General features: G+C 68.5%; 17 protein-coding genes. 8 read left to right on the top strand and 9 right to left on the bottom strand.

Annotated features, from left to right (window positions below; all coding sequences use genetic code 11):
• Window position 1: 1 nt before the first annotated feature.
• On the bottom strand, window positions 2–541 hold the full coding sequence (locus EOW65_RS15335; RefSeq protein WP_128150891.1) for a GNAT family N-acetyltransferase: 540 nt from the start codon (window positions 539–541) through the stop codon (window positions 2–4).
• Between the two features lie 90 nt (window positions 542–631).
• Here EOW65_RS15335 and EOW65_RS15330 point away from each other — a divergent pair, with 90 nt between their 5' ends.
• Window positions 632–1,519, top strand: a complete 888-nt coding sequence (locus EOW65_RS15330; protein WP_206364083.1) for a LysR family transcriptional regulator — start codon at window positions 632–634, stop codon at window positions 1,517–1,519.
• Window positions 1,520–1,541: 22 nt separating this feature from the next.
• On the opposite strand, the gene EOW65_RS15325 is transcribed toward EOW65_RS15330, so the two are convergent.
• The 7 genes from EOW65_RS15325 to EOW65_RS15295 form a co-directional block, all read right to left on the bottom strand.
• The gene (locus EOW65_RS15325; RefSeq protein ID WP_128150889.1) at window positions 1,542–2,747 is read right to left on the bottom strand and encodes an NAD(P)/FAD-dependent oxidoreductase; all 1,206 of its coding nucleotides are present in this window, start codon (window positions 2,745–2,747) and stop codon (window positions 1,542–1,544) included.
• 334 nt (window positions 2,748–3,081) lie between these two features.
• Window positions 3,082–4,002, bottom strand: a complete 921-nt coding sequence (locus EOW65_RS15320) for a serine hydrolase (protein ID WP_128150888.1) — start codon at window positions 4,000–4,002, stop codon at window positions 3,082–3,084.
• Window positions 4,003–4,028: 26 nt separating this feature from the next.
• Window positions 4,029–4,982 (bottom strand): ABC transporter ATP-binding protein, encoded by a 954-nt coding sequence (locus tag EOW65_RS15315; RefSeq protein WP_128150886.1) that lies wholly within the window; start codon window positions 4,980–4,982, stop codon window positions 4,029–4,031.
• Window positions 4,969–5,964 (bottom strand): ABC transporter ATP-binding protein, encoded by a 996-nt coding sequence (locus tag EOW65_RS15310; protein ID WP_128150884.1) that lies wholly within the window; start codon window positions 5,962–5,964, stop codon window positions 4,969–4,971. The genes EOW65_RS15315 and EOW65_RS15310 overlap by 14 nt, the downstream gene beginning before the upstream one ends.
• 3 nt (window positions 5,965–5,967) lie before the next feature.
• Window positions 5,968–6,789, bottom strand: coding sequence for an ABC transporter permease (locus EOW65_RS15305; protein WP_206364082.1), 822 nt, complete (start codon window positions 6,787–6,789; stop codon window positions 5,968–5,970).
• Window positions 6,790–6,793: 4 nt separating this feature from the next.
• Window positions 6,794–7,729 carry an ABC transporter permease gene (locus EOW65_RS15300; RefSeq protein WP_128150882.1) on the bottom strand — a complete coding sequence of 312 codons (936 nt, stop codon included), beginning with the start codon at window positions 7,727–7,729 and terminating at the stop codon, window positions 6,794–6,796.
• A gap of 83 nt (window positions 7,730–7,812) precedes the next feature.
• Window positions 7,813–9,321 carry an ABC transporter substrate-binding protein gene (locus EOW65_RS15295; protein ID WP_128150880.1) on the bottom strand — a complete coding sequence of 503 codons (1,509 nt, stop codon included), beginning with the start codon at window positions 9,319–9,321 and terminating at the stop codon, window positions 7,813–7,815.
• 136 nt (window positions 9,322–9,457) lie between these two features.
• On the opposite strand from EOW65_RS15295, the gene EOW65_RS15290 reads away from it, so the two are divergent.
• Together EOW65_RS15290 and EOW65_RS15285 are read left to right on the top strand one after the other, a co-directional pair.
• Window positions 9,458–10,360 carry a LysR family transcriptional regulator gene (locus tag EOW65_RS15290; RefSeq protein ID WP_128150987.1) on the top strand — a complete coding sequence of 301 codons (903 nt, stop codon included), beginning with the start codon at window positions 9,458–9,460 and terminating at the stop codon, window positions 10,358–10,360.
• 80 nt (window positions 10,361–10,440) lie between these two features.
• Window positions 10,441–11,421 carry an MBL fold metallo-hydrolase gene (locus EOW65_RS15285; RefSeq protein ID WP_128150879.1) on the top strand — a complete coding sequence of 327 codons (981 nt, stop codon included), beginning with the start codon at window positions 10,441–10,443 and terminating at the stop codon, window positions 11,419–11,421.
• 3 nt (window positions 11,422–11,424) lie between these two features.
• Here the strand turns inward: EOW65_RS15285 and EOW65_RS15280 are convergent, their stop codons facing one another.
• Window positions 11,425–12,060 (bottom strand): TetR/AcrR family transcriptional regulator, encoded by a 636-nt coding sequence (locus tag EOW65_RS15280; RefSeq protein ID WP_128150877.1) that lies wholly within the window; start codon window positions 12,058–12,060, stop codon window positions 11,425–11,427.
• Between the two features lie 172 nt (window positions 12,061–12,232).
• On the opposite strand from EOW65_RS15280, the gene EOW65_RS15275 reads away from it, so the two are divergent.
• From EOW65_RS15275 to EOW65_RS15255, 5 genes are read left to right on the top strand one after another with little or no spacing between them, the layout of a single operon-like run.
• Window positions 12,233–13,285: an ABC transporter substrate-binding protein gene (locus EOW65_RS15275; protein ID WP_128150876.1), complete on the top strand. Its 1,053-nt coding sequence runs from the start codon at window positions 12,233–12,235 to the stop codon at window positions 13,283–13,285.
• Between the two features lie 49 nt (window positions 13,286–13,334).
• Window positions 13,335–14,150, top strand: coding sequence for an ABC transporter permease (locus EOW65_RS15270; protein WP_128150874.1), 816 nt, complete (start codon window positions 13,335–13,337; stop codon window positions 14,148–14,150).
• Window positions 14,150–14,929 (top strand): ABC transporter ATP-binding protein, encoded by a 780-nt coding sequence (locus EOW65_RS15265; protein WP_240664718.1) that lies wholly within the window; start codon window positions 14,150–14,152, stop codon window positions 14,927–14,929. The genes EOW65_RS15270 and EOW65_RS15265 overlap by 1 nt, the downstream gene beginning before the upstream one ends.
• Window positions 14,926–15,684: an SDR family NAD(P)-dependent oxidoreductase gene (locus EOW65_RS15260; protein ID WP_128150872.1), complete on the top strand. Its 759-nt coding sequence runs from the start codon at window positions 14,926–14,928 to the stop codon at window positions 15,682–15,684. Before EOW65_RS15265 ends, EOW65_RS15260 begins: the two co-directional genes overlap by 4 nt.
• Window positions 15,678–16,385, top strand: a complete 708-nt coding sequence (locus EOW65_RS15255) for an SDR family NAD(P)-dependent oxidoreductase (protein ID WP_128150870.1) — start codon at window positions 15,678–15,680, stop codon at window positions 16,383–16,385. The genes EOW65_RS15260 and EOW65_RS15255 overlap by 7 nt, the downstream gene beginning before the upstream one ends.
• Window positions 16,386–16,394: the final 9 nt, after the last annotated feature.

The following is a 16,394-nucleotide window of genomic DNA, read 5'->3' as shown; positions in this document are numbered from 1 at the left end:
GCTAGCCCTCGAAAGGCGTGTCATCGCCCGGGCCGAGCGGGCGCTGCATCAGCACGGAATCAAGCCAGCGCCCGTGCTTCCAGCCGACCGAGTGCAGCGTGCCGACCGGCTCGAACCCCATCGCGCGGTGCAGCCCGATCGAGGCGGCATTGGCGCTATCGCCGATCACCGCGACCATCTGGCGAAACCCCGCCGCGGTGCACTCGGCAATCAGCGCCCGGATCAGCGCGCGGCCGACGCCGAGCCCCTGCGCCGCCGGCGCGACATAGACCGAATTCTCGACCGTGCCGCGATAGGCCGGGCGCGGCCGGTAGGCGCCGGCATAGGCATAGCCGACAACCTCGCCCTGCCGCAGCGCGACCAGATAGGGGAAACCGGCGGTGACCACCTTCTGCCAGCGCGCCTGCATCTCGGCGAGATCCGGAGGATCGAGCTCGAAGCTTGCGGTGCCGAAGCGCACCGCCTCGGCATAGATCGCCTGGATGGCGGGAAGGTCATCGGCCCGGCACGGCCGCAAGGTCAGGGGAAAGGCGTCGCTCATGCTCTGCTCCGCAAGGATGTCGCGGGCACGATGGCATTCCGCGTGGCAAAAGGAAATGCTATGCTCCTTATGCAATCGATAAGGCAAACCTTGAAGAACACCCTGACCCTGCGCCATCTCGACCTGCTTGCGGATGTGGCCGAGCTTGGCAGTTTCTCGGCCGCGGCCGAGAAGGAAGCGCTCTCGCAACCCGCGGTGAGCCAGCAGATCCGCGCGCTCGAGACCTTCTTCGGCGTGCGGCTGATCGAGCGCAGCGGCCGGCACATGCGCCCGACCGAGGCCGGGCGGGCGGTGCTGGCCGGTGCGGGCCGGATCCGCGACGAGGTCGAGGCGATGCAGGAGGCGGTGCAGCCCTTCCGCGCCGGCCGCGCCGGGCGGGTGCGGATCGGCACCGGCGCCACCGCCTGCATCTACCTGCTGCCGCCGATCCTCGGCGCGCTGAAACGGGAGATGCCGGGGCTCGACTGCACCGTGCGCACCGGCAACAGCCCCGAGATCCGCCGTCTGGTCGAGGAGAACGCCCTAGACCTCGGCCTTGTGACCCTGCCCGCGCCGGGTCGCTCGCTCGAGGTCACACCGATCTTCGAGGAGGATCTGGTGGCGGTCTGTCCCGCGGCCGAGGCGCCTGCGGGGCCGATCACCGCCGCGGCCCTCGCCGCCCGGCCGCTGGTGCTTTACGAGGATGCGGGCCACACCCGGCTGCTGATCGACGGCTGGTTCGCCGCGGCCGGGCTGCAGCCGAAGCCGGTGATGGAACTGGGCAGCGTCGAGGCGATCAAGGAGATCGTCGGCGCTGGGCTCGGCTGGTCGGTGCTGCCCGCCTCCTCGGTGCGGCCCGGAAAGGCGGGCGGGCTCGGCTCGGTGCCGCTCGAGCCGCGGCTTTGCCGCCGCCTCGGGCTGGTGCTGCGCCGCGACAAGCGGCTGACCGCGGGGCTGCGCGAGGTGATCGCGGCGCTTCGGGCCGGGCTGACCGGCTGACCGCCGCCCCGCCACGCCGACCTCAGACGATCGCCTGCTCGAGGAAAGGCCGGCCCTCGGCGATGCGTTCGAACCGCATGTCGCTCAGGTCGATGCTGCGATAGCCGCCATAGGCGATGAGTTCCATCACCGCGCGGCCGACCGCCGGGCCCTGCTGCAGCCCATGCCCGGAAAAGCCGTTCTGGAAGATGAAGTTCGTCACCTCGGGGTGGCGGCCGACGATGCCGTTCTGGTCGAAGGTGTTGTAATCGTAATGCCCGGCCCAGAAGCGCACGAGCTTCAGCGCCTCGAAATTCGGCGAGCGTTCGGCCAGCGCCGGCCAGATCTGCTCTTCCCATTCTGGGTGGTCGGGGTCGAAATCGTCGTACTCGGGCGGCAGGTCGTTCTCGGGCACGCCGCCGGCGATGAAGAACCGCCCCTCGGGCCGGCACCAGACCCCGGTCGGGTCGATCATCAGCGGCAACCGGCCGTCATTCACCCGTGCCGTGCCCTCGGGCGTGCCCGCCGCGTCGAAGACGAAGAGCGTGCGCTTGCGCGGCTCGACCGGCAGATCGAGCCCGGCCATGCGCGCCACGCGCCCGCCGCGCGGCCCGGCGGCGTTGACGATCGTGCCGGCGCCGACGCTCGCCCCCGATTTCAGCGTGACGCCGGTCACCCGGTTGCCCTCGCGAGCGATCGCCACGACCTCGTCGGCGACGAAATCGACGCCGAGCGCGCGCGCCTTGCGCCGGGCGCCCGCCATGATCCCGGTGTTGTCGAACCAGCCCTCGCCGCTCAGCCCGTAGGAGGCCAGCAGCACGTCTTCGGTGTTCAGATGCGGGAAGGCCCATTTCAGCTTGTCGGCATCCCACAGCTCGACCTCGGCGCCGGCGGCGCGCTGCACCGCGTGGTTCTCGCGCAGGATGCGGACCTGATCGTCGGTATTGGCGATGAAGAGGTATCCGCCCGGATGATAGCCAAGGCTGGGCCGGTCGCCCTCGACCTCCATCAGGTCGGGGAAGTCGCGGATGAAGTCGTGCCCGAAGAGGCCGATCTCGACATTCGCGCGGTTCGAGAACTGCACCCGGATGCCCGAGGCCGAAAGCGCGGTCGAGGCGGTCGCATAGCTCGGGTCGCGTTCGACCACCAGCACCGTGCCGTCGAAGTCCGGGTTCGACGCCAGCCAGTAGGCGGTGCAGGCGCCCATCACGGCCCCGCCCACGATCACGACATCATACTGTTCACGCATCTTCGGTCTCGTCCTCGACAATCCGTTCAGGCCCGGAACCGCCGGGCGCGGGCAAGGCCGGCGCACCAGCTTCCCCGGGCCCGCGGACAGCTGTCCGCGACCTGACCGGCAGCACATCCGGAGCGGGAAAACCGGGACCAGGCCCGAGGTCGGGCGCCGTCGCCCGATGCGCCAAGACTGCCGCGCGGCACCGCGAAACGCCAATTCGGATTGGACCCGACCTCATTCCGGAACGGAATGATTTTTCAGACGCGGCAGCGGCGCAGGCGCACACGCCGATGCAAAACGGCCGGCCCTGCCGGGCCGGCCGCGAGGCAGCGGAACGGGAAGCCGCTCAGAACGGGGCAGCGTCGAGCAGCCGGCCGGCAAAAAGCGCCCCGATCTGCGGGAAGACCTCGGGCCGGTCCTCGCAGATTTCCTTGCCCTGGGTCATCAGGCACAGGATCAGCGGCGCCTGTCCGGGCAGCGCGACGCGGATCAGGTCGTGCTTGTAATAGGACGCGCGCGGATCGCCGGTCCAGGAATTGCGCCCGGCCTTGCTCCACAGCGTCGCCTCGTCGGGCATCCCGCCGCCCAGATATTCCGACACCTGGAAATGCGGCGAGGCTGCCTTCTCGCTGGTGCGATCACGCAGCAAGACGTCTTGCGCGCGGTGGCGAGCCGCCGCCCCGAGCGGCACCTCGCCCGCGAACAGCTCGGCAAACAGTCGCGCCGCCGCGGCCGGGGTCAGCGCGTTCAGGTAATCGCCCTCGGGCCCGGCATATTGCGCCTCGCGGCCATAGCGGGTGTCGTCCATCAGCTTTTGCGTGATGTTGCAGCCGGCGAACTCGGGCCAGCCGAGCGTCAGGAAGAAGCGGTTCAGCCCCTCGCGCCGCGCCCGCCACTGCGCGAACTCCGCCCCCTCGAGCCGGGTGTCGCCGGTGGTGCCGGTGACGAGGTCGATGATGTAATTCGTCGCGGTGTTCGAGGACCAGGCGATCATGTCATGCATCGCACGGTCGAGGTCGTCATGTTCGGCCACCGCCCCGGCCTCGATCCGGTTCAGCACATGGACAAGGTGAAAGACCTTCACCAGGCTGCACGGGTAGCAGCGCCAGTCGCCGCGATAGGCGAAGCGGGCCGGCGCCGGCCCCTCGCGCAGCGCGACGAAGCCGAAATTGTCGGGCTGCAGCCCCTGCCCGGCGAACCGTTCGATCAGCTCGGCGGTCAGGGTCTCGCAGCGCTGCGTCCACTCGGTATCAGTTTGGAAGTCCATGGTCTTGCTTTCAGGTTCGGGAAATCTCAGCAGGCCTTGTCGCAGCGTACCGCGCCCGAGGGCGGCAGCGGGCGCAGGGCCTGGGGGCGGGCACAGCCGGCCTCGGCCAGCGGGCAGCGCGGCGCAAAGCGGCAGCCCTCGACGACGGCGAAGGGATCGGGGATCTCGCCGTGGATCGCGGCGACGGCCTCACGCGGCGCATGCAGGTCGGGCACTGCCTCGATCAGGGCGCGGGTGTAGGGATGGCGCGGCGCGGCGAACAGGCGGGCGCTGTCGTCAAGCTCGACGATCTCGCCCAGATACATCACCGCCACCCGGTCACACAGATAGCGCACCACATTCATGTCATGGCTGATGAAGACGATCGTCAGCCCCTTGTCGCGGTTCAGCCGGCGCAGCAGGTTGATGATCTGCGCCTGCACCGAGGCATCCAGCGCCGAGACCGGCTCATCGGCCAGCAGCACCTCGGGGCCCGAGCACAGCGCCCGTGCGATCGAGACGCGCTGACGCTGCCCGCCCGAGAGCGCATGCGGAAACTTCGCCGCCACCTCCTGCGGCAGGCCGACCTCGTCGAGCATCTGCGCCACCAGCGCCCGCCGCCCGGCCCGGCCAAGCCCGGCCCGGTAGCGTGCGATCACCTCGTCAAGCTGGGCGCCGATCGTCATCCGCGGATCGAGCGAGGAATAGGGATCCTGAAACACCATCTGGATGCGGCCGGCCGGGTCCGGCCCGTCGAGGGCCGCACCGTGGAAGCGGACACTGCCCGCATTCGCCGGCTGCAGCCCGACGCCGATGCGCGCAAGCGTGCTCTTGCCGCAGCCCGATTCCCCGACGATGCCGAGGATCTCGCCGCGCGCGACCGACAGATCGACGCCGCGCACCGCGTGCAGCCAGACCCTGTCGCGGCGGGCCAGCCTGTCAAGCAGCCCATGCCGCACCGGGAAACGGCGTGCCACGCCACGGAACTCAAGAAGCGACATCGGGCACCTCCGACAGGATGCAGGCATCGAGATGGCCCGGGGCGGTGCCCGGCCGCGGCAGCAGCCCGGGCGCGGGTCCGCTGCCACAATCCTCGCGGGCGAGGCGGCAGCGCGGCGCGAAGCGACAGCCGGGCGGTGGTGCGATCAGGCCGGGCGGGCTGCCCTCGATCGGCACCAGGTCCCGGCCGCGGCTTGCCTGTCCGGGCAGTGCCGCCAGCAGGGCGCGGGTGTAGGGATGGGACGGGTGGTCAAGCACCTCGCGCACCGCGCCGGTCTCGACGATGCGGCCGGCATACATCACCGCCATCCGGTCGCAGACCTGCGACACCACGCCCAGATCGTGGGTGATCAGGATGATCGCGGTGCCGGTGCTGTCGCACCGCTCGCGCAGCAGCCGCAGGATCTGGTCCTGCACCGTGACATCGAGCGCGGTCGTCGGCTCGTCAGCGATAATCAGCCGCGGCCGCAGCGCCAGTGCCATCGCGATCACCACGCGCTGACGCAGCCCGCCCGAGAGTTCGTGCGGATAGGCGTCAAGGCGGCGTTCGGGTGAGGTCACATGCACGTCGCGCAGCAGCCCGAGCGCCGCCTGCCGCGCCTCGGCCCGGCTGACCTTGCGGTGGCGCAAGATCACCTCGGCGATCTGCCGGCCGATCCGCATCGTCGGGTTCAGCGCGGTGAGCGGATCCTGAAAGATGAAGGCGACCTCGCGACCGCGCACCTGTGCCAGCGCACGCTCGGGCATGGCGGCAAGGTCGCCCACCCCGTCGAGCAGGATCTGCCCGCCCGCGACGCGCGCCGGCGCGCCGCCGAACAGGCGCAGGATGGACCGGCAGGTGGCCGACTTGCCGCAGCCCGACTCGCCGACGATGCCGAAGATCTCGCCCGGGGCGACATCGAGGCTGACCCCGTCGACCGCGCGCACGATCCCCGCCGGGCCGCTGAACTCGGTCCTGAGGTTGCGGATGCTGAGAAGGCTCATGGCTTATCCCTTCGGCTTCAGCGCGACCGACAGCCCCTCGCCCACCAACGAGAAGGCGATGCCGATCCAGACGATGGCGAAGCCCGGAAACACGGTCATCCAGGGCGCCTCGCGCATGTAGTCGATGCTCTCGACGATCAGGATGCCCCATTCCGGCGCCGGCGGCTGGACCCCGAGGCCGAAGAAGGACAGGGCCGCCACCGCCTGCACCGTCAGCACCACATCCGACATCGCATAGACCAGCGCCGGGGTGACCGCATTCGGCAGGACATGGCGCAAGAGCACCCGCAGCTTGCCGAAGCGCAGCACGCGCGTCGCCTCGATGTATTCGAGCCGGGCGATGAGGATCGTCTCGCCGCGCACGATGCGGGCATAGCCGATCCAGTTCACCAGGAAGAAGGCGATGTAGAGGTTCGCCTCGCTCGCCCCGAGTACGCCGACGATCGCCAGCACCAGCACGTAGAACGGAAAGGCCCAGACGACATCGGTCAGCCGCATCAGCGCGGCATCGACCCAGCCGCCGAAGAAGCCCGCGACGAGGCCGACCATGGTGCCGGCAAGCATCGGCACGAAGACGCAGACGACCGCGATGCGCAGGTCGAACACCGCCCCGGCAAGGACCCGGGTGAAGATGTCGCGGCCGAAATTGTCGGTGCCGAACCAGTGGCTTGCGGACGGCGCCTGCATCGCCGCGCCGAAATCGAGTGCATAGGGATCCCAGGGCGAGAACCAGGGCGTCAGCGCCGTCGCCGCAAGCGTCAGCGCCAGCATCGCGAGGCCGGCCGCGCCCGCCGGACTGCGCAGAAGATGGATCAGGATGCGCAAGGGGCTACTCCAGTCGCACGCGCGGATCGGCCAGCGCGTAACAGATGTCGGTGACGAGATTCACGATCACCACCATGATCGCGAAGAACACGGTGAGGCCGCGGATCACCGGCAGGTCGCGCGACACGATCGCGTCGATCAGCAGGCTGCCGAGACCGGGCACCGAGAAGATCTTCTCGACCACCACGGTGCCGCCGATGATCCAGCTGACCCGCACCCCGATGATCGAGATCGTCGAGATCAGGCTGTTGGGCAGCACGTGGCGGAGGAACACCTGCGCCCCGCTCAGCCCCTTGGCGCGGGCGGTATCGACGTAATCGGCCTTCAGCGTGTCGATCAGCGCGGCGCGCAGGCTTTGCTGGATCAGCGCCGCGGTCGACAGCCCGACGACGAGCGAGGGCAGGAACAGCCGGGAGAGGTTTTCCCCCACCCCCTGCCCCACGCCGCCGGTCGGGAACCAGCCAAGCCCGAGCGCCAGCCACAGGATCAGCACATAGCACAGCCAGAACGGCGGCATCGCGATCAGCGCGACGAAGACGTGCCGGATCGCGCCGTCGACCACCGTGCCGCGTCTGAGCGCCGCGAGAATGGCGAAGGGCAGCGCCACGGCCAGCGCGATCAGCGTCGAATAGGCGACGATCGCGAGGGTGAAGGGCAGCCGCTCGGCCACCAGCCCGATCACCGGCATCTTGTGGAAGATCGACACGCCGAAGCTGCCGGTCAGGCAGTCGCGCAGGAAATAGAGGTATTGCAGCCAGAGCGGCTGATCGAGGCCCCAGAGCTTGCGCATGGCGGCAAGCTCCTCGGGGCTCGCCCGGGTGCCCATGGCGCGCGAGGCCGGATCGCCCGGCATCACCTGTAACAACAGGAAGCCGAGCAGCGTGATACCGATCAACACCGGGATCAGCATCACGAGCCGTTTGAGAATGACCTGGAACATCGTCCGTCCGCTGGCTGGAAAATGCCCGCCCCCGGTCGGAGGCGGGCCAGGACCGGCGCGACACAGGCCGCGCCGGCAGGGGATCATTTCGCGATCGTCACGTCCTCGAGCCGGAAGTTCGAGGTCGGCAGCACCGAGAAGCCCTTCACGTAGTCCTTCTCGGCCCAGACCGTCGCCGGGTGATAGAGGAAGAGGAAGGGCGCCCCGTCATGCAGGATCTGGATCATCTCGCGGAACATGGCGCCGCGCTCGGGCCCGTTCACGGTCTTGCGCTCCTGTGTGTAAAGCGCGTTCAGGCGCTCGTTCTTCCACTCGGTGTGATAGGCGTTGGCGCGCTCGGGATTGACCGCGACGAAGCCGATGATCTGATCCGGGTCGATGGTGTCCGAGGTCGTGTAGCTGAGCGACATCTGATAGCCGCCCGCCTTCGTCGTCTCCCACTGGGTGCCGCTCTCGAGCATCTGGATCTTCACCTTGACGCCAACCTGGGCGAGCATCGCCTGCAGCGCGATCGCGGTGTTGCGCTGCGTCGCGATGCCGGAATCGACCAGCATCTCGGCCTCGAAGCCCTCGGGATAGCCCGCCTCTGCCAAAAGCGCCTTCGCCTTTGCCGGGTCGTAGGGATAGGGCGTCAGCGCCGGATCGGCATAGGCCATCACCGGCATCGCCGAAGCCGCGGGCGTGCCCTCGCCATAGAGCACACCCTTGATCAGCGCGGTCTTGTCGATGGCATAGTTCAGCGCCTGACGCACCTTCTCGTTGCCAAGCGGCGCGTAGCGGGTGTTGAGCTGCACGAAATCGGCGCGGTAGGGGGTGACGGACCCCGTGGTGATCCCCGGTTCCGCCTTCAGTGCGGCAAGCTGGTTCAGCGGCGGGTCAAGCGCCACATCGACCTCGCCCGCCTCGAGCTTGATGACCCGCGCCGAGGGCTCGGTCACCACCTCGAGCACCGCCTCATCGACGGCGGGCTTGCCGGCCTGCCAGTAATAGGGGTTCTTCACCAGCTCGAGAGAGGCGCCGCGCGTCCATTTCTTCAGCACGAAGGGGCCGGAGCCCACCGGCGCATCGAAGAAGGCGGCGCCCTTCGCCTCGAGCGCGGCCTTCGGCAGGATCGCGGCGGCGAACAGCGCGAGGTTGTTGAAGGCCGGGGTGAAGGGCTCGGTCAGATGCATCACGATCTCCCGCGGGTTCGGGATCTCGAACCGCGTGATCGGGCGATAGAACCGGCCCCAGCCCGATTCCTCCGAGGCCGCGCGCGCGATCGAGAACTGAACGTCCTCGGCGGTCACCGGCGTGCCGTCGGAGAATTTCGCGTCACGCAGCTTGAAGCGGATGGTCAGCCCGTCGTCGGACACGGTCCAGCTTTCGGCCAGTCCCGGTTCCAGCTTGGTGCCGGTCGCGTCGGGGCGCACCAGGGTGTCGTAGATCAGCAGCTGCGTCCAGATCGAGCCGTTGTCGCTGGTCGCGATCGGGTCAAGGCTGACCGGATCGTAGCCCATTGCCACGCGCAGCGTCTCCGCCTCGGCCGACAGCGCCGCCAGCGACAGCGTCGATGCCAGCAGCAGGGCCCGGAAATTCAGTCTCGTCTTCATCGGCTTGGTCCTTCCTCGCCTGTTGGTGCGATGCGCCGTTCCGCACTCGGTCGGTCGCTTGTTCTGAGGCAACGTTAGACAAGCGGAAAATCGGTGAATAATGATAAATATTGGCCCAACTATCAGGATGCTGATAATGAACCTGCGCGAGATGGAACTGTTCGGCACCCTGATGCGGGTCGGGACGACAACAGAAACGGCGAAACTCCTTGGCATTTCGCAGCCGAGCGTCAGTGCGCAACTGAAACGGCTTGAGGCGAACCTCGGGGTTTCGCTGTTCCACCGCACCGGCAACCGGCTCGAGGCGACGCGCGAGGCGAACGAGCTCTTTGCCCTTTCCGCCCCAATTTTCAGCACCTATGCGCAGGTCCGTGCCCGGTTGCCGGCACTGCGCAACGCCGCGGCACGGCCGGTGGCGATCTCGGCGACGCCGGCCCTGGTCGAGGGCTTCCTCGGCCCGATCCTGATTCGCGCGGGCTATCAGAACTGGCGCAAGCGGCTGATCCTGAGAGTGAACTCGCCCGAAGAGGACCTGCGCGAGGGGGTGGCCGACATCGGCTTGCAGATGGCCTTTCCGCCCAAGGCCGAATTCCAGTCGCACGAGATCGGCACCAGCACCCTCGTCGCGGTGCTGCGCGACGACCACCCGCTTGCCCCGCGATCCGAGCTCTTCTGCGCCGCGATGCAGAAATATCCGCTGGTGTGCTACAACGCCGACTGGTCGCCGATGGGCGCGACGATCCGAGCCGCCTTCGAGGCGCAGGGGCTGAGCTATGACCCGGCTTGCATCGTGCCCTATTGCGCCAATGTCTGTGACATGGTGCGTGCCTGCGGCGGCGTCGGCATCGTCGATGCGATGACGGCGCATGAGTATGCGATGCAGGGGCTGACCGCGCGGCGCATCGTCGACATGCCGCCGGTGACGATCCTTGCCTTCCATCGCCGCAACGAGCCGCTGAGCGCGCCGGTGCGGGATTTCCTGTCGCATCTGACGCATGCCGGCAGCGCCGCCGGGCGCAAGGCACGGGCCGAGGGCTGACGGGCCCGCCGCGGGCCGTGGGACTGGACAACACCGCCCGCCGGCCCATCTGCAAGGGGCCCCTGCCCGAAGGACGCCCCATGCTCCGTTCCCGCCCCTATGCCGGCCCCGTCAGCGACCATTTCGACGGCACACGCTTCTTCGCGCCGGGCCAGCCCTCGCCCGACCGCAGCCTGCGCGAGATCCTGCGCTGGCAGCGCGAGGGCAACCGCGCGCCCTGGCCGAAGCGGGTGGCGGTGACGCCCGCCGTGCCGCCCGCCCGCTCGGGCCCCGCACGGGTCACCATGGTCGGCCATGCGACGATGCTGATCCAGCTTTCCGGGGTGAACCTGCTCACCGATCCGGTCTGGTCCGAGCGCGCGAGCCCCTCGCGCCTGATCGGGCCACGCCGCGTCACCACGCCGGGGATCGCCTTCGACGACCTGCCGCCGATCGACGCGGTGCTGCTCAGCCACAACCACTATGACCACCTCGACATCGCGACGCTGCGCCGGTTGCAGGCGCGGCACCGGCCGCTGATGGTGATGCCGCTCGGCACCGATGCGACGGTGCGGCGCGCGGTGAGCGGGGCGCGGATCGTCACCGCCGACTGGCACGAGGAGGTGCCCCTCGCCCCCGGCGTTGCCGTGACGCTGACGCCCGCGAACCACTGGTCGGCACGCGGGCTGGGCGACCGGCGGCGGGCCCTGTGGTGCGGCTTCTGGATCGACAGCCCCGCGGCGCGGCTGTGGTTCGCGGGCGACACGGGCTATGGCGACGGCGCGATCTTCCGCGCCATCCGCGCCCGCCACGGCGCCCCCGACATCGCGCTGATCCCGATCGGCGCCTATGCGCCGCGCTGGTTCATGGGCGCGCAGCACATCGCCCCCGACGAGGCGGTGCAGGTCTTTCGCGACATCGGCGCGCGCGCGGCGCTTGGCTTTCACTGGGGCACCTTCCAGCTGACCGACGAGCCGCGCGAGGAACCGGCCGAGCTTCTGGCAGCGGCCCTTGCCACGGCCGGCATCGCGCCCGAGCGCTTCCGCGCCTTCCGCCCGGGCGAGGTCTTTGCCGAAGGCTGAGCCTCAGCGCCCCGGAAACCCGCCCGGCATCAGCGCGCTCAGGTCGTTGCGCAGATGCTGGAGCCCGGCCTCGCAACTGCTGCCATCGGCGGCGATGAACTCGATGAAGCGGGCGTTTTGCAGGTTGAACAGCGCCCAGCCCAGATGCGCCGGATCGACCGTCTCCGGCAGCAGCCCCGCCCCGACCATCCGCTCGACTTCGCGGATCAGCACCGAGGCCAGACGGTTGTCGAGCTCGTGATAGAGCTTGCCGAAGCGCGGCTCGGTGCCGGAGACCGAGGCCGCAATCACCTGCCGCCAGATCGCCTTGTCGAGATGGGTCTGGGTGTGGCGGCAGACGATCTCGAAAAAGCCGAGGACCAGCTCCGCAAGGGTCGCCGTGCGGCCGCGCAGGCCGCGCTCGAGCGTCGCGAGAAGCTCGCGGTCGCTTTCCGCCACGAGCGCCAGCAGAACCCCCGATTTCGTGCCATAGTAATTGTGCACGGTGACACTGGAGACGCCGGCGATCTCGGCGATTGCCTCCATGGTGATCTTTTCAAGACCGGCCTCGAGAAACAGGCTCTTGGCGGCGGCGATGATGCGCGCCTTGCGGTCTTCCTTCTGCCGCTCGCGCAGGCTGGTGGGCTGTTGTTCCGTCATGGCGGCATCATTTCGTCTCGGGGCGGGAATTGCAATCAACAATTTACTGTCTCAAATTTTTTATTGACTAAAGAATTTTGCTCCGTATGAATTTTCTCAAGACCACCACCACTCACACGACCACCACTCGCGACATCACCAAGAAAAACGACGACCGTCAGGGAGCCCCATCATGAAGACGCTGACCATCGCCTTTGCTGCCATTGCCGCCTTGAGTGCCGGAACCGCCTCGGCCAAGGAGACCATCAACGTCGGCATGTGCGTGTCATGGCCCGGCTATGCCATGCTCGACGTGGCCAAGCAGAAGAACCTGCTGCCCGATTACGACCTCAACATCACCAATTTCGAGGACCCGCTCGGCGGTCATGCGGCGCTCGCCGCGGGGCAGATCGACGTCTATGACTGCACCGCCGATTACGTGCCGGTCTCGGTCGAGGCCGGGCTGAACGAGGTCAACGTCGCCTATCTGAACCCCTCCTACGGGGTCGATCACGTGATCCTCGCCGCCGGCATGGACCCCGCCGCGCTGAAGGGCAAGAAGGTTGCCGCGCCGCAGGCCTATATCGGGCAGCTGCTGATGGGGCTCTGGCTCGACCGGCAGGGCATCGCGCCCGGCGACGTGACCTGGGTGAACCTCAATGCCGACGAGGCGGTGGGGCCGATGCTCTCGGGCGATCTGGCCGCGGCCTACATGTACGAGCCGTGGATCTCGAAGGTGCTCGAGGCCGCGCCGGGCGCGAAATCGGTGGTGAACACCACCGACCCCGAGATGCTGAAGACCGGCATCTTCATGGACTCGCTCTACATGAACAAGGACTTCATCGCGAAGAAGCGCGATGCCGCGCTTGCCGTCCTCAAGGCCGAATGGGACGCCCGCGGTTACTGGCATGACCATGTCGAGGAGGTGAACGCGCTGATGGCCGAGACCCTGCAATGGCCGGTCGATGACATCAACGCGGTGATCGGCACCAATGGCAAGAGCCTCGACGGCGGCATCTATGTCTTCGACTTCGACGAAAGCGCGCGCACCTGCGGCGTGCTGGATGGCGCGCCGCCCTTCGGCCTGCCGAACGGCTCGATGCCGGGCTCGGTCGCGCTGACGAACGAGTGGTGGATCAAGCTCGGCCTGATGAAGACCAAGGTCGATCCCGCGAAGGGCATCGACTGCTCGCTGATGGGCGACCTTGTGGCGCAGGGCTATCGCCAGTCCTTCACCGCGAACTGATCCCGGCATTGCCCCGCGGCACCCGCCGCGGGGAGCAACGGAGGACCCGATGTCGACCGCTTCCAAGGGGCGAAAAGCCCGGCTGCTGCAAGTCCGCGTCCCGGTCTCGGGGCGACAGGCGCTGATCTCGGCCCTCGGGGTCTGGATCGCCTTCTTCGGGATCTGGATCCTCGCCTCGGGGCTTGGCTGGGTGAACCCGATCCTGGTGCCGCCGCCCGGCAAGGTCTTTGCCACCATCGTGCGGCTCTTCGCCGAGCAGGGCTTCGGCGCCGATGTGCTGATCTCGATCGGGCGGGTGCTGATCGCCTTTGCACTCGCCAGCCTCGTCGCGGTGCCGCTCGGCGTCGCCATGGGCGCCTTCCCGGCGATCAACGCCGTCTTCGCCCCCTTCGTCTCGGCCTGGCGCTATCTGCCCGCGCCCTCCTTCATCCCGATCCTGCTCATGTGGTTCGGCACCGGCGAGACGCCGAAGCTCGCCCTTCTCTTCCTCGGCGTGATCTTCTTCCTCGTCACCCTGATCGCCGACCACACCCGCGAGATCCGCAAGGAGCTGATCGAGACCGCGCTGACCCTTGGCGCCAATCGCCGGGTGACGGTGTTCCAGGTGATGCTGCCCGCCGTGCTGCCCAATATCCTCGTCGCGATGCGGCAGATGCTGGCCGTGGTCTGGACCTATCTGGTGATCGCCGAGATCGTCGCCTCGACCACCGGCATCGGCGCGATGATGATGCGCGCCCGCCGGTTTCTCAAGACCGACGAGATCCTTGCCGGCATCATCGTGATCGGCGCGCTCGGCATGGCCTGCGACATGGCCTTCGCCCTGCTGCACCGCCGCCTCTTCCCCTATCTGGAGGACAAGCGCTGATGTCCGCCCTGCTGCACATCCAAAACGTTTCCAAGACCTTCGATCTGCCCGGCGGGCAGGCGCTCACCGCGGTCGACGATGTCAGCTTCGCGGTCGAGAAGGGCTCGATCTGCGTGCTCCTCGGCCCCTCGGGCAGCGGCAAGTCGACGCTCCTGCGGATGATCGCGGGGCTCGAGACCCAGAGCTCGGGTGCGGTGCTGCTCAACGACACCCCGATCGAGGGGCCCGGGCGCGAGCGCGGCATGGTGTTTCAGGCCTACAGCTCGTTCGACTGGCTGTCGGTCGGCAAGAACGTCGAATTCGGCATGAAGATCAACGGCGTGCCCAAGCCTGAGCGGCGCGCGCGGGCCGAACGCTTCATCGGCCTCGTCGGGCTGTCGAAATTCATCGACGCCTATCCCTCGCGGCTTTCGGGCGGCATGCGGCAGCGCGTGGCGATTGCCCGCACGCTGGCCAATGCCCCCGACGTGCTGCTGATGGACGAGCCCTTCGGCGCGCTCGACGCCGAGACCCGCTGGCAGATGCAGGAGCTGATGATCGAGGTGGCCGAGGCCTCGGGCACGACGATGATCATCGTCACCCATGACATCGAGGAGGCGATCTTCCTTGCCGACAAGATCGTGTTCCTGTCGAGCCACCCGGGCCGGCTGAAGGAGGAGATCCTCCCCACCTTCAAGCCCGGCCGGCTGCGCAACAAGGAAGATGTGATCGCCCTGCCCGGCTATGCCGAGATGGAGCGCAAGATCATGCGGATGATGCGCGAGGAGGGGCACAAATGACCGGCATCGACTTCACCGGCCGCACGGTCGTCATCACCGGATCGAGCCGCGGCATCGGGCTGGGCATCGCCCAAGGCTTCGCCCGCACCGGTGCGACGCTGCACCTGATCGCGAATGACGCCGCGGTGCATGACCGCGCCGCCGGCCTTGGCGCCACCGCGGCCGAGGCCGACATCTCGGTCAAGGCCGAGGTGATCCGCGCCCTCGCGCCCCTCGAGCGCATCGACGTGCTGATCAACAACGCAGGGCTCGAGCTGATGACGCCGATCGCCGGGGCGGATGACGCGACGACCGACGCCTTCCGTCGGGTGATCGACATTAACGTGACCGGCACGGCGCTCGTCACCGCCACGGCGCTTGGCCGGATGGGTGCGAGCGGCGCGATCGTCAACACCGCCTCGATCTGGGGCCGCGTCGCCGAGCCGGGTTTCGGCGCCTATGTCGCCTCGAAACACGCGATCATCGGGCTGACCAAGACCTGGGCGCGCGAGCTCGGCCCCCGCGGCATCCGGGTGAACGCGGTCTGCCCGGGCTGGGTGCGGACCGAGGCCTCGATGCGCTCGCTCGGCCGGATCGCGGCCGAGGCGGGCCGGGCCGAGGACGATCTGCTCACCGACATCGTCGCCGGGCAGGCCCTGCCCGGCCTGATGGAGCCGCCCGACATGGCGCCCACCTATCTGTTTCTTGCCTCCGACCTTGCCGCGAACATCACCGGCCAGTCGCTGGGCGTCGACCGAGGAGAAGTCCCATGGTGAAACCGCTTTCGGGCAAGCGCGCCCTTGTCACCGGCGCGGCCAGCGGCATCGGCCGCGCGACGGCGCTGGCATTGCAGGACGCGGGCGCCGAGGTGATCGGCCTTGATCTGCACAGCAGCGAGGCGCCCTTCCAGATCCTGGCCTGCGATCTTGCCGACGAGGCGCAGATCGTCGCGACGGTCGCGGGGGCGGCGGCGCGGATGGGGGGCATCGACATCCTCGTCAACAACGCCGGCATCCTCGAGGAAGCGCCGCTTGGCGCGCTGAGCGCCGCCCATATCGACCGGATGTTCGCGGTCAACGTGCGCGGCGCGATGCTGGTCGCGCGTGAGGTGCTGGCGCATCTGCCGGAGGGCGGGCGGATCATCAACACCGTGTCCGAGCTTGCCTATCTCGGCCGCGCCAATGCCTCGGTCTATGCCGCGACCAAGGCCGCGATGCTGGGCGCCACCCGGTCCTGGGCGCGGGAACTTGCGCCGCGGGTGCTGGTGAATGCGGTCGCCCCTGGCCCGACCGACACCCCGCTGCTGGGCTTCGAGAAACTCGACGCCCGCGCGCAGGCCGAGGAAACCGCCTACCCGATCGGCCGCATCGGCCGGCCCGAGGAAGTGGCGGCCGCCGTCGTCTTCCTCGCCGGCCCCGGCGCCACGCTCTTTCTCGGACAATGCCTCGGCGCCAATGGCGGCGCGGCGATGATGTGATGGACCAGA

This window comes from Paenirhodobacter ferrireducens, assembly GCF_004022265.1.
GTDB classification, from domain to species: domain Bacteria; phylum Pseudomonadota; class Alphaproteobacteria; order Rhodobacterales; family Rhodobacteraceae; genus Rhodobacter; species Rhodobacter ferrireducens.
The sequence above is the reverse complement of the archived record's forward strand: the minus strand, read 5'-3'. Positions and strand labels throughout refer to the sequence as shown.

Coding starts and splice junctions, on each gene's coding strand:
- EOW65_RS15320 (WP_128150888.1), bottom strand. CDS start 4,002: ATGGACTTCCAAACTGATACCGAGTGGACGCAGCGCTGCGAGACCCTG.
- EOW65_RS15260 (WP_128150872.1), top strand. CDS start 14,926: ATGACCGGCATCGACTTCACCGGCCGCACGGTCGTCATCACCGGATCG.
- EOW65_RS15295 (WP_128150880.1), bottom strand. CDS start 9,321: ATGAAGACGAGACTGAATTTCCGGGCCCTGCTGCTGGCATCGACGCTG.
- EOW65_RS15335 (WP_128150891.1), bottom strand. CDS start 541: ATGAGCGACGCCTTTCCCCTGACCTTGCGGCCGTGCCGGGCCGATGAC.
- EOW65_RS15280 (WP_128150877.1), bottom strand. CDS start 12,060: ATGACGGAACAACAGCCCACCAGCCTGCGCGAGCGGCAGAAGGAAGAC.
- EOW65_RS15285 (WP_128150879.1), top strand. CDS start 10,441: ATGCTCCGTTCCCGCCCCTATGCCGGCCCCGTCAGCGACCATTTCGAC.
- EOW65_RS15315 (WP_128150886.1), bottom strand. CDS start 4,982: ATGTCGCTTCTTGAGTTCCGTGGCGTGGCACGCCGTTTCCCGGTGCGG.
- EOW65_RS15300 (WP_128150882.1), bottom strand. CDS start 7,729: ATGTTCCAGGTCATTCTCAAACGGCTCGTGATGCTGATCCCGGTGTTG.
- EOW65_RS15255 (WP_128150870.1), top strand. CDS start 15,678: ATGGTGAAACCGCTTTCGGGCAAGCGCGCCCTTGTCACCGGCGCGGCC.
- EOW65_RS15270 (WP_128150874.1), top strand. CDS start 13,335: ATGTCGACCGCTTCCAAGGGGCGAAAAGCCCGGCTGCTGCAAGTCCGC.
- EOW65_RS15290 (WP_128150987.1), top strand. CDS start 9,458: ATGAACCTGCGCGAGATGGAACTGTTCGGCACCCTGATGCGGGTCGGG.
- EOW65_RS15310 (WP_128150884.1), bottom strand. CDS start 5,964: ATGAGCCTTCTCAGCATCCGCAACCTCAGGACCGAGTTCAGCGGCCCG.
- EOW65_RS15325 (WP_128150889.1), bottom strand. CDS start 2,747: ATGCGTGAACAGTATGATGTCGTGATCGTGGGCGGGGCCGTGATGGGC.
- EOW65_RS15265 (WP_240664718.1), top strand. CDS start 14,150: ATGTCCGCCCTGCTGCACATCCAAAACGTTTCCAAGACCTTCGATCTG.
- EOW65_RS15275 (WP_128150876.1), top strand. CDS start 12,233: ATGAAGACGCTGACCATCGCCTTTGCTGCCATTGCCGCCTTGAGTGCC.